The organism is Rubritalea profundi (genome assembly GCF_002954445.1).
Lineage (GTDB): Bacteria > Verrucomicrobiota > Verrucomicrobiia > Verrucomicrobiales > Akkermansiaceae > Rubritalea > Rubritalea profundi.
On record NZ_MQWA01000001.1, the window covers coordinates 3665685 to 3679028 of the forward strand.

Below are 13344 nucleotides of genomic sequence, written 5' to 3' on the forward strand. Positions count from 1 at the left end.
ATCATTATGGAACAACTTAGCCTTAATCTAACAATATCCGAAATCAACACCATCCTCGACGCCCTCGGACAACGCCCCTATGTGGAGGTCTTTCCACTGGTGGCGAAAATCAAGGCTCAATCGAAGGCCCAGTTGCAGACTCGGCCCGGCGAAACGGGTGAATCCGAAGACGACCAATAGCTATCCCGCAAAAAGAACATTATCATGAGTAAGATCGATTACAAAATACGCGTAAGGACAGGGGACATAAGTGGAGGTGATACAGATGGCAATGTATACATCACGCTTTACGGGCATGCTGATCAGGCGGCTGAAACAGAGCTCGATATGGAAAATCATGATGATTTTGAGTCAGGCAATGCCGACACCTACTGTATCAAAGCTACTGATGTTGGAAGGGTGGTAAAGATCAACGTGCGTTGTAAGGGCGGTTCCTGGTGGCTGGAGTTTGTTGAGGTGTCAAAAGGAAATGAGCCTGCTGTAAAATTCATTCATAATAATTGGCTCGGTAAAAAGAAAGACGAGGAAGATGTATTCCTTTTTGCTTCCACCCCCAAATTCACCACCGCCAATCCGGTTGAATTCGATTTCTATAATAAGGACGATGAGCGGGTTCTCTTCATCACCGATGACGAATCGCAGTTAAAGAAGCAGACCCTAATTCTGGAGCTGAAAAATACTTCGCCGCGCGAGATCGAGTTCCAAACGCCCGACACAGATCCCAAACCGAAAAATCCGGAGGGCGCGAAGCTCAAGTGGACGGATTGGAAGGCAGGGAAGGACCTCTATCATTTTCAGCTCAGCTTTCGGCCAGGCGTGCTCTCCGAGAAGACTAAGGCTTGCCTGAAAGATCCCGCCTACCGGCTAGCCACTCTCGCCAAGGGTTGGGACATGCAATACGACCCGGACGCCACCGACTTTACCGATTGGATATCGCTATTGTGGGTGGGTGAGAATCGCGGGAAGAACTTTGCCGAGGCCTTGAAGGTCGATCCCGGCGCAGAGCCCCCCAAGACACCCGGCGCTGCGGCCGGAATTCCCAAGCAGGCGAGGCTCCATCTGGAGCTCCTTAAGCTGAGCGCGGGTGCTGGTGGCGGTGCCCGAGGAACCCGCATCCACCTGAACTACCGGCACCTAGTGTATAAGGATAAAGAGCCTAAGGAGGTCATTCCCGAGGGCACGCGGAATCAGTTCCTCAACATTGTCAATCACCAGGGGAAACAGTATATCCCACTGCATGTCGGCTTTGTCGGATCCAACACCGTCCTGAACGATGGAGAGACTGCGAACGAGTTGAACCTGCGAATCACAAACACTTCTAATTCGGAGACAATCATGTTCACTAAGAACTCAGCTTCCAGATTCTCGATTTCGTTTGATCTGGAAAAGGACCACGAGAAGAAAGAGTGGGCATTGACCAAGATTGGGGAGGCCGTTGGGATCCAGATTCAATGGGGGGCTGGCGACAATGCGGGGCGGACAAAGCTAAGTGAAAGTCACGTCGATAGAGTCGGTCAGATAGAGCCCGGGCCCAAAATCCAAATCGCGGGGCGTCTGGAGAAATTACTTCCCGAGAATTCTTCGTTGATGTTCGTCAGGAGAGACGGGGAACGCACTCTCCGGTCATCGATTGCCGTAGTTTCCGCAACCGCGGCTGCGGGTACGGATTGGATTTATTTGAAAGAACCCACTTCCGCGAAACCCGATGACAGTATTGAATTGCTGAAACATGAGGTGACCCGAGAGAACCCCCAGTGGAAGCCCGAATTATCCCTTCAGGGCGAGAGGCTGAGCTGGCATTTTACTTACACGGGTGATGCCGACTATGGGCTCGGCCCAGGCGAGAGCATTACACTGAAATTATCCGAGTTAAAATCGTCGTCACCAACGGGCTACGCCAATCTCTACCTCCATTACGAGGACATCCCGGGCTACTGGGACGGACACTATACTTGCCTGATCGAGAAAACTCCGCTGGTGTACCGTCAGGGTAAGGTCGGACACGGCGACGTGGGGATAGGCACCGACATGGAGCCTGTCAATTATAACGACAAACCGACCCCGAAACTGCATGTGGATGTAACCAAAGACAATGACGGTCCTCACGTTCCGAAACCCGCGGCGGTGTTTGAAGGCGGGAATGTCGGCATTGGGACAGTCGCTCCTGAGACAAGACTCCACATTCACGGAGGTCCGCTTCAAGTAAGTCACTCGACTGATTCAGCCGTAGTGGAACTAAAGAACGACAAGCACACTAACTACCTTTTTACTGATGGTATCACAGGTCATGCTCATCTCAGGACGGATTCCACTCAGCATCACGTCGCCTTGCAGACGGGAGGCGGCAGTCAAGGCAACGTCGGAATCGGGACACCTTTACCGAAGAGTAAGCTGGCAGTAACTAAGGGGTTAACCGTCGGTAAGACCTACGCCGAGGCTCATCCCGCTCCAACGAATGGGCTGCTAGTTGAGGGCAATGTCGGGATTGGCACTGGTGCAACGGCACCTACCCACGCTCTCCACATTGCGGGGAAGGACGCGGCACTGCGGCTCTCTGGAACCAAAGGGAAATGGAGCTACAACGCGAAGCTAAACTTCGGTGATAGTGAACACGTCTATCTTCACGAGGATAAAGACGACCACTTGACGATTCACTCCAAAGAGGGACTGGCGCTCACGGGCGGACCAGTCACACTCGGAACAAACCTCTTTGCTCTCGCCGGCGTGCAAAATCTTCGCGTTATTGTTGGCAGCATTAAGGAGAACGGAGACCTCGAATGGGGTGATGGCTTGAACAAGACCAACACGAGAACGGCCAACGGTCGATACAAGATTACCTTCATAGAAGAATTCAAAGGAACTCCGTCCGTGGTGGTGACTCAAGTGGGAATCTTGGATGAAAAAGATGACAACTGCATTACCGTGCTGCCATCAAAGACCAATTTTACAGTCTCGATCGCAGATGTCTCTGGTGACGCAAAACATCACGAAGACACGTCATTCAATTTTATTGCGATAGGTCCGCGCTAGAAAAGGCGGTGCGCGAGGCCGGCTTGAAACGAAACCACAACCGGAACCATCACTCCACGACTCTCACTGAAACTCGTCCCAAGAACATCTATGTGAATTTTATCATAAAATATTGATTCAAAGTCGCTCATCAAAAGAAACGCAATGACACGAACCGTGATAATCGCGACAGCCACCAAAAATACGAATCACGCATCGCGTCTACGATCTTGATGTGGCGGCAAGAAATCCTAACATGTATCCCAAAGCCTGAACTCCCAACCAAGATGAGCCGCCGGCCACATGAATCAAATGCTATGATGCAACCAAGCAACGAAAGGACGTGCATCTAATGTCAACTTCCATCCAGAGAGAAATGTTCCGCGCCAAAGCAATATCATTGCCTACCGGCAACCTCGATCGGCAGTTAACGCCGATTCCCTGTAATCCTTTTAACCAAAATTGATCCGATGCCAGATTATACAATAATCGACAGCGAGGGCGCACGGCGCAGAGATTGATTTCAGAACAAAAATCACAATGTATAACCAACATGACGACCTCATCTACCACCTGGATCTATGCATCCTTTCCTACCAGCTATACACTCAAACCTTGGTCTGGCCGATGGATCCCTACTATGAGCAGATGGACAAAAAAGATGAGCGCCGCGAAAACTTCATGGACGCGGTGCGCCAGTCTGCGCCAGATCCTGACGGGCTACCGCGCTGTCCCGATCATTTAGATCCTATTCGGTATCGATACAAACAGATAAACCCACACCGACCATGTTTCGCACTTCCAGAGACCGGAGAATGGATTCTTTATAACACCCCCGCTGAAATCACACGGCGTATCGGCAAAACTTACGTTGCAAAAGGGGCGCCGACCAAAATTGAAGATATAACAAAAGAGAATGATGATGGGATTAAAGATTGCGACATATATTGCTTTGAGGGGGAGACCGGAGGGCAAATTGAAAAGAAGCAAGGAGCGCTTAGCCTAATGGGTTTTATTTTGGTTAGGCCATTACCTAGAAACGCAGCCGATTATGCTGTCCATATTGTTTTTCGAGGGAGCCGCAGTGGGAAAGTGAGTAGGGCGATGTACGAAGGGGCCAGCAGAATTGGAGGTTGGAGAAGAGGAAATGCGGATTGGGTAACGGATTTGGCGTACGCGACCTACTGTGACAATCACTTTATCAGTTCCAAGAGCCAATCTAGTTCGGGATTCGCTATCAGCATGCAGGGAATGTTACCTACCATTTTGAAATGTTTGGATAAAATTCACCTCGCGAAGAAGAAAAAACCGAGTGAGATTTACGTGACCGGACATAGTTTAGGGGGAGCGCTGGCAACTCACTTTGTGAGCGCAGTCGTCCAAGGCAACGGCTATGGTTATATACCGAGCGATATGCGCCTAAACAAAATGCCGAGCAACGTACAAACTTGGCCCTGGCGAGACACTAAATTAATAACCTATGGTGCGCCTTGGGTCGGTGATCGTGAATTCGAAACGGAGTTCAACAATAACTTTAAAGGAAACGCAAGAAGAGTCGTGCTGGGGAACGACATTGTGGCAAAGCCCCCGCATCGCACATCAAGTAGCTCATTGGGTATTCTCTGCCCTCTAACGATTCACGGTCTGCCAGATGGTGTGACCAATTTCGCGAATCGTGGATCACTATGCCACGAACCTTATTTGATCAGGCGCGCTCTGATCGCAAGTGCCACGCACAAAGAGGATGTGCCGGCACAAACGAAAACGGCTTACAGCAATCCCGAGGCCGAAGACTATTGGGATGTAAATGAGCCTTGGAAAATCTTTCCTGTTTTCGTAAATTTGTTAGAAGACCCTCACTTCGAGATCGCTAGAAAACAATCGTTATCGTCCGATTTCGGCAGCCGTGCCATCGAATACTTCAAGTGTATGAACTCGGCGCTGGACAAAGAATCTTCTTTCGATCGCCGCACATCTCCTCAGCAGAATGAAATTAGGAAAGTGGTAAATCAACTGACACTAGATCAAATAGGGTTCGGGAACGACCTAGACGATATCTACCATACGTGGCAAGATTTCAAGAAACAATTCAATCTCGAAGAACAAACCCACAATTTTCTTGGTCTGATTTCTCTTATGCGTTTGTTGGCGGTTAATTCTACTGTTACCGACCAGAATATTACTGAGAGCGGTTTTCAATATCTTGTTGATTTAATTTAAAGGCGAACATGGCGATCATCCCACTAGAGGAAATCAAAAATCAACTAATGCAGGGGAACTTGTCTCTGACTCAGAGTATCCTTGGGCCGCACTGTTACGCACAGCTGAGTGGACTCTTCGATCAGCAAGAGTTTTCCTTCGCCGCGTTCAAATACCTGCCCAACGTGGGGGGGCAGGCGAACTCTCCGTTAGGCTCATTAGCTGGGGTGAATCAAATTAGTTTCGATGGGACACTAACGGTCTTAGGCCGGTTTATGTGGAAGGATGTGCCGGTTCGATTCTCTCTTTTTGATCGCGATACGCAATCAGCCCCCGAACGGCACGCTGTTTTAAAGATTGAGATTCCTCCGAAACTGGAGGCCAATGCCGACCTGCAGGAATATCGAGCGGGAGCCGATATCACTTCGTTAATTGCCTACGTGCAGGAAGACGGTGGTGCTGACAATACTTCACCAATTGCCAAGTCCGCCGAGTCAATGATCGACCTCTATGTCGAGAACCTTGTCCTTGGGGAAAAGGCTGTTATCTTTTCCTCTCTGGATTATTCGGTTGGATTCGATCAGATATATCCAACTGGCTTTGAAGAGTTGGTTCCGGCAAACGAGATCAGGGCCGGTCTAAATCTGCCTCTGCAAATCACAATTAATAGCGACGTCAGTGCAATTTTTGGAGACCTGCTTGCAGGCTTTCCATTGGAGGGGCAAATTCCTGGTCATGGCGTTGTTTGCCAATCAGATTCCATTCCTTATTTGATCGTGGGCCGAACGATCAACGCCGAGTTAACACTTGGTCTCTTAAAGCTGAAGCTCGATCGATTTGGACTGGGCTTCGCGTTGATAGAAGCCGGTGATATGGCACCGCAAGTAATCATAGACGGCTCGATCGGATTTGGTAGCCAATCTTGCACGGTTGAAGCAGATTACGATCTTTACCATAGGACCCTTGCACTAGCATTTCGAGCCTTTCCGTCGCTGAGAACGTTGCTGAGTGAAATGGGCAATACCGATGAGTATTTCCCTAAACCGTTTGATATCTTGCTTGAGATTCAGTTGTCGAAACTCGAAATTATTTTTGACCTGAATGCCAGATCTGTGCGTGAACTGAGTTTGAGTGTGACGACGGAACATGACATTGAGTTGATCGACAACATCATCTCGATTAAACCGACGCTGGACCTGGACATCTATGATCCGTTTGACGCAGATTCTCGTTCGCTTGAGGGGATGTTAACTGGAATATGGGAGTTGGGCAGCACCAAATTCGAAACGACCCTAACCTATCCCACCTATGACTTTCATGCCGCAATGGCTGAGGGGGAATCTCTGGATTTAGCTGCTTTGGCTGAAAAGGTCTTCGGAATGCCATTGCCGAAGATATCGATCACAGGAATGGAGCTGGTCGGTAATTTCAACGATAAAAGCTTCTCAATCAATCTTGTTGTCGCCAGCGACTGGAAGATCAAATTGGCGGCCGACAAGACTTTGGACCTCAAGCAAGTCCAGTTGAGCATGCGATATGCCGATCATCAGCGCGAATATGAGGCCGCGTGTGTGTTAACATTGGCCGGTGTGGATTTATTTATTTGGGCACACTATGCCAAGAGTTGGCAGTTCAACGGCAGCACAGGGCCAGGTCAGAAAATACCCATTGGAAGGTTGATGGGGGATCTCGAAAATCTGTTCGGGATCGATGCCGATCTACCGGATTCCCTAGAGGCTCTGACCATCAGCAATTTGGCGATGAGCTACGACAGCACCGGGTTTTCCTTCGGGTGCGAGACCGAGTTTAAAGTAGACGGTCAGCCCGTGGATATGGTCATCACCATTACCATCAAAAAGGTGGAACCGAAAAAACCCGAGAAATCCGAGCAACCGAAGAAGTCCGAAGTCCTTGAGAAGAGCACCAGAACGAAGTCAACGTCTAAGAAGAACGACGAAGGTTCTTATACTAAAGATTTCGACGGCCACCTGACAGTGGCTGGGCGGAAGTTTAATCTGAGTTGCCACAAAGAGGCGGGCGCCAGCCGGATGGTCGCAAGCTACCGGAAGGACGGAGGGGATCGCATCGAGTTGCGAGATCTCATCGGGGGCGACCTTGGCGAACAGATTCCGGAGAGCCTGGCCATCACGATCGACGATGTTTACCTCGCGTATTGCAAGGAAGGCATTGCCGAACAAGACGATGTGAAAAAGAGCGCGGCGAAAGGTAAATCGGCAGTCACAGGGAAAGAAAAAGCTGCCGCCGCGTTTTCCGGTTTCCTGTTGGGTGCTGACTTGAAGGCGTCCATTCAGCTTTCCGACATTCCGCTCGCCGGCGAGAGTCTGCCGGCGGGACTAACAGCGGGTGTCGACCAGTTGAGAGTGCTACTCGCGTCGAATTCCTTCCAGGCGACCCATCTGAAGGGAATCAACGAGGAGCTGACGAAGGCGGGTATCGCGGAACTGAAGCTCCCCGGGGAACTCGGAGAAGCGAAGGCGGAGGGCGAGGCGGATGAGGTCGTCGTCGGAAAAGGACTGAGCCTGTCCGCCGTGCTGACCCTGGGCGAATCCAAACGGGCCATCAGCCTGACGACTGCGAAATCAAAGTCAGCAGAGTCCGGTAAAGGCGACGGGGGCAAAAAAACACCGGAAGTCGCGCATGACATCGCGGCGCCAGCATCGGATAATTCCGTGATAACGCCCGCAGCCGAAACCAGCCTTGCCGCCAGCGCCGCCGCAGACACCACCCTGCGGCCACCAAGCCGGGCGGAAGCGCCACCTGGATCACGCTGGACAAAAAGCTCGGACCGGTCGAGTTCAACCGCATCGGTCTCCAGTACCAGAACAGCGCGCTCTGGGTGTTGCTAGATGTCGTGTTCTCGAACTCGGGGCTGACGCTTTCTCTGGACGGCCTCGGGGTAGGTTCACCGTTGAGCGAATTCAAGCCGGAGTTCAAACTCGACGGGATCGGCCTGGATTACAAGGGCAGCGGCGGGTTGGAAATCGGTGGGGCCTTTCTCCACGAGAAGGTGACAAAAACGGACCCGGTCACTAAGAAGGATCAGACTTTTGACCAGTACAGCGGGGTCGCCCTGATCAAGACCGAGGCGTTGAAGCTCTCGGCGATGGGGTCTTATGCTGAGATGGATGGGTACACGTCGATGTTCGTCTACGCCTTCCTCGATAAGCCGTTAGGCGGACCGGCGTTCTTTTTTGTCAACGGTCTAGCAGCTGGCTTCGGCTACAACCGTGCGCTCAAATCGCCTACTAAAGTCGAAGAGATCGAGAGCTTTCCTCTCGTGTCCATCGCAATGGGCGGCAATCCCGTGGGCGACGTCAAAGATGAAACCAGCGCCCTGCTCGACATCCTGTCTAGCCTAGGTAGCTACATACCGCCCGCGCCGAACCGGTATTTCCTGGCGCTCGGGATCAAGTTCAATTCTTTCAAGTTAATCGATTCCTTCGCCCTGCTGGTGGCGACCTTCGGCGATGAGTTTCGCATCAAGTTGCTGGGGCTTTCGAAGATCGTAGCGCCTCCGGCCGTATCGGGCAAGTCACCGATCGCGGAAGTGACCATTGGACTCATCGCGGAATTCATTCCCGACGACGAGTTGTTGAAGATCGACGGCAAGATTATGCCGGGATCGTATGTGCTGTCGCACGACTGTCAGCTGACCGGCGATTTCGCCTTTTACAGCTGGTTCTCCGGCCCTCACAGCGGAGACTTTGTCCTCTCGGTCGGCGGCTATCATCCCAGCTTCCATGTTCCGGCGCATTATCCGTCCATTGAGCGCCTGGCGCTTAACTGGCAAATTGACTCGGATCTGAGCGTCAAGGGCACGACCTATTTCGCCCTGACGTCTTGCGCCGTCATGGCCGGCGGGCATCTGGAAGCCCGGCTGGACAAAGGCCGGCTCCAGGCCTGGTTCGATCTGAAGGCCGACTTCCTGGTCTGCTGGCAGCCTTTCCACTACGATATTGGCCTTTCGATCGAAATCGGCGCCTCTTATCGGACCTTTCTCGGAACCGTCAGTGCCAGTCTTGGTGCAGGGGTGCACATCTGGGGACCCGAATTTGCCGGCACGGCCCATGTCCATTTCATCTTCGTTTCCTTCAATGTCTCCTTCGGTGCCACCGGTATTCAGAAACCGCCCCCTCTAACCTGGCTCGAGTTCAAAACCTCGTTCCTTCCGCCGGACAAGGACATCTGCACGATCGCGGTGAAGGACGGCCTGTCGCGCACGAAGAAAGAGGCGGACGCGCCTGGCGGCGAGCGCTGGCTTATCAATCCTAAGCACTTCGCGTTGTCGATCGATTCGGTGATTCCGGTGAAAAAAGCGACTGGGAAAATACAGAAGGATGAAACTTTAAAGAAACTGAACGGCTTTCCGTCCGGTAAGTCGGACAAGCTGCTAGGGATTGGCTCGATGGAACTGAGTGAATTGGAATCGACCCTGACCATATCGGCGATATGGGACGGGGAAGACTGCTTGGATAAGTTCCGGTTCGCCCCGGTTCTCAAGAGCGTGCCAGCGGCACTCTGGGGTCCGAAGCGTGAGGCCGACCTGAACGGCAAACCGATCCGCGATGTCCTCTGCGGCTTCGAAGTGCGACCCGCTGGTCATCCCAAACCCGGCGACACCAATGACATCAAGTGCAGCGTGCTGCGGTATAACATTGACAATCGTGAGCCGGGGCCGCCGGAACAGTCGCTTCTGGAGCTTACCTGGCGGAAGCCGGCAGTTCCGGAAATAGTCAGCGGCAAGCCAGCGCATAAAGAGGAACTGAGGAAGATCTTGAAACCTGCGCAAAGGAGCCTGCAAGCAATGTGCCGCGGCAAGGACGACGATCCCTTCGACCTAACCCTAGACAAGCGGTTGATCGACGAATTCCTAGAACAACCCCAACTGACGAGCAATTAAAGGCATGGCAAACAAACTACTTAGCGGAAAGATCGAGTTCATTCAGTACCACAAGCCTGGACTGATGTCGGGAGACTACGAAGTGAAGATCGAGCAAACGATCGGAGATAAGCTTGATGGGCAAAAAACTACCAAGAAGGAGAGCGGTGCCGGAGCGGCTTCGGCCAAGATTCCCACTGAGACAATTTTCGAAAACACCCGTAAATTCACCGTAGCCGGCCCTCGATTCCAGCTAGCGCCGCAGGATATCTACACGGTATTCCCGCCGCCCGGCAGCCTCGGCGAACACTCCAATGTTTTGCCGCACGTCATCTTCAACCGCAGTACCCTTCCCTGGGAACGCGAGATTTGGTCAGGCAAAGATCAACCGGAAGAGGGCGAGTCGGGATCGAGTGCCTCGTGGCTGGCGCTGCTGGTGTTTCACCAGGACGACATCGAGGAGGGGCGGGTATCCCAGCCGAAGGTGATGGAGCTGAAGGAAGTGATCAAGTTGAAGCAAGGTGAGAAAAAGAAGGGGCCGTGGAAGCTCGACGAACACTTGAAAGACTCGGCCGCTGGGATCCACAATACGGCGATACCGGAAACGATTATCGGCTCCGATCAGCACCCTGAAGACAAGGTGACGCTCATCGATGTGGAGCGGGCGCTTCTCGAGGAACTGCGGCCTTCACCGGCCGATCTGGATTTTCTCGCCCATGTCCGTCAGCGCAAGACAGTGAGCGTGGATGTTGACACCAAGTACAAAACATCTCTCAAAAAGTGTAAGGAGAAAGAAACCAAAACGGCGAAAGAGGTTTTCGCCAAAGCTAATAAAGGTGAATCCTATGCAGAATTTCGGGAAGTTCTTAAAAAAGCGGGCATTCGGCTGTCGCCCCAAAAATTTTGCTCGATCACGTCACGTAAGAACGGTGAAAAAATAGAGTGGGTCCTGACGAATACCGATAACAAGAAGCAGTTCGTCGCCCGCCTAGACAGGGGGAAGGATAAAAAGGGCAAGCAGATTGACGTGCTCAATGTTTTCACCAATGACGCCGAGGTCGCGATTGTGGTGGCCAATCGTCTGCCGACACCGAACGGGCTTAGCACCGTTCATCTCGTCTCACTCGAGGATCGATACAATGCCGAGGGGGAATTTCAATACGGCGCGGACGCGAAAGCGAATTTCGCGCGGCTCGTCAGCTTGAAGCAATGGAGCTTTTCCTGCACCCGACCTGATCGGACATTCAAAGAGATCATCATTGCACTGGACAAGGACACGCTTCGCTTGAAGGAGCCGGCGGGCGTAACATCGGAGCAGAGTGAAATTCTGGAGAAAGGCTACGTGCCGCTGCGCCACTACTTGCGTAAAGGAGATAAAACGGTCTCGTGGTATCACAGCCCGCTGCTGCCCTGGAGGAACAGCGAGCGACTTTACGGGCTCGAGCGACTTGCCTCGGCAAAACCGGGCGGATTTCCATCTGCCTCGAGCGAGCATGGAGGCTGGACGTTCAAGGGTGACGATCAGTATTGGGTGGAGCGCTCCACCGACAAGAAGTTCAGAGGTTTCAAAGTAAAGCCCTGCTTCGGCAGTCACCCGCGGGTCTCGGACCAGTTGCTGCGGCTCGATCAAGCGAGCGGAATTTTTGACACGACCTACGCGGCGGCATGGAAGCTCGGGCGTCTCATGGCGCTGGAGGACAAGCGGTTTTCCGTGGCGCTGAGCAACTGGAAGCGCACTTGCGCCCAGCACGCCCATCGATTCAAGCAAGCGGGAGGCGATCTTCATCTCCATGCCGATGAGCACCCGGACCTGGTGTCCAGTCTGGCTCCGCCGCCCCCCGAGGTCTCTACTTGGTTCGACCAGCGCAACATTCTCAAAGGCGTCCCGTTCAATTACCTAGTTCCCGATTCCCGGATGCTTCCCGAGGAATCGATCCGGTTTTTCGAGGTCGATCCGCTCTGGATGGATTGCCTGCTCGACGGCGCCTTCAGTCTAGGCCGCGTCACTGAGGTCGATCATCGCCAAGACTACCAACACATCATCGCCGACAATCGCTATCCGAAGATGAGCGGCGTGCTGATCCGTTCCGAAGCGGTTTCCGGCTGGCCGGGAATGCTGGTCGATGCTTTTTACAAGCTTCCCAGTGGAGTCGAATTGTTTAAGAGCGAGGATGACGCCACCCTCACACCCGATGATGTGCCAAAGTTGCGCAAAGCATTGGAATCAATCGGGCTGCCCTTGCCTAGGGAAATCGCGGTCAAGTATTCTGATGACCATGAATCTTGTATCGTTAACGATCTCGACACCAATCCGGACTACGTCGATATGATTCTATCTGCCGAGGACGATCCCCAACTCTGTCTGATGATGCCGGACCGCGACCGGCAGTATCATTACACAGTCATCAATGAGGGAACGGAGGACGCCAAGGAACTCTACTTGAAGCTCCCGCTCTTGAGACAGGAGCGCTTGGGCAACGGTGTGCTGCTCTGCCTCTTCCAGGGAGCGGTTCAGCGGGTAGACGTGCACCTCAAGCCGGAAACTCTGCACTTCGGTTTCAAGCGCGAGGACGGCAAATTTTGGAAGGAGCTGAAGCAAGAAAACGGCGAGGAATATAAGGACGAGAACGACCAGCAACTGGAAGGGACAACCTTGGAGATCACAGATTGGAAGACCAAGGAGTCTGAATCGCTCGGTGGAGGAACTTTGGATATTGAAGCTACAGCTGCCGCGATGGAGAAACTGCTAAAGATTAAAGCTACAGCTGACGCGATGGGTAAACTGTTAGATGGAGAGAAATCGCTCAAGAAAATCACCTCAGCCCAGTTCGCCCTTCAGATGATTGAAGGCAATGAACTGGTGCGCTTTACTGTCGATGCGCCAACATTGAAAAATGAGGGGGCTTAAGAGTCTGTCGGAGTTAGAATTATTGGGCGAAGATCCAATTTTCTAGAGGGTTCTCTACATCATTTCGAACGAGGGTGCGCCCAGCTCAGGAGTCTGACTCAATGGTGATATTTTTGTGATTTAGCGTGATTTAGCGTGATTTAGAGGGATATTGGGAAGTTGTTTTACGGGGAAGGGCCTCGTCGCTCCCGCCTGTTAGCTGAACAGTGTCAATTTGTGGAGACGTTTGCAGTTGTAAGCTAGACAGGCGAGTTCCCATTCACCTGCCATTTTTTCGAACCCTCGGAGGCGAAAGCTACGGAAGCCAATGACTTCTTTGATGATTCCA

General features: G+C 52.3%; 6 protein-coding genes. All 6 read left to right on the forward strand.

The genetic code is table 11. From position 1 onward, the window contains the following. Positions 1 to 6 precede the first annotated feature (6 nt). Entirely contained in the window at positions 7 to 180 is a 174-nt protein-coding gene (locus BSZ32_RS19005; RefSeq protein ID WP_165788898.1) for a hypothetical protein, read from the forward strand. A 24-nt stretch (positions 181 to 204) separates the two neighbouring features. Then, entirely contained in the window at positions 205 to 3030 is a 2826-nt protein-coding gene (locus BSZ32_RS16070; protein WP_105044356.1) for a PLAT/LH2 domain-containing protein, read from the forward strand. A gap of 606 nt (positions 3031 to 3636) precedes the next feature. Then, positions 3637 to 5229: a lipase family protein gene (locus BSZ32_RS16075; RefSeq protein ID WP_165788899.1), complete on the forward strand. Its 1593-nt coding sequence runs from the start codon at positions 3637 to 3639 to the stop codon at positions 5227 to 5229. A gap of 8 nt (positions 5230 to 5237) precedes the next feature. After that, on the forward strand, positions 5238 to 8075 hold the full coding sequence (locus BSZ32_RS16080) for a hypothetical protein (RefSeq protein ID WP_105044358.1): 2838 nt from the start codon (positions 5238 to 5240) through the stop codon (positions 8073 to 8075). After that, a complete protein-coding gene (locus tag BSZ32_RS16085; protein WP_338066260.1) occupies positions 8033 to 10129 on the forward strand; it encodes a DUF6603 domain-containing protein in 2097 nt (698 codons plus the stop codon). Before BSZ32_RS16080 ends, BSZ32_RS16085 begins: the two co-directional genes overlap by 43 nt. Positions 10130 to 10133: 4 nt before the next feature. Continuing rightward, a complete protein-coding gene (locus BSZ32_RS16090; RefSeq protein WP_105044360.1) occupies positions 10134 to 13016 on the forward strand; it encodes a hypothetical protein in 2883 nt (960 codons plus the stop codon). Positions 13017 to 13344: the final 328 nt, after the last annotated feature.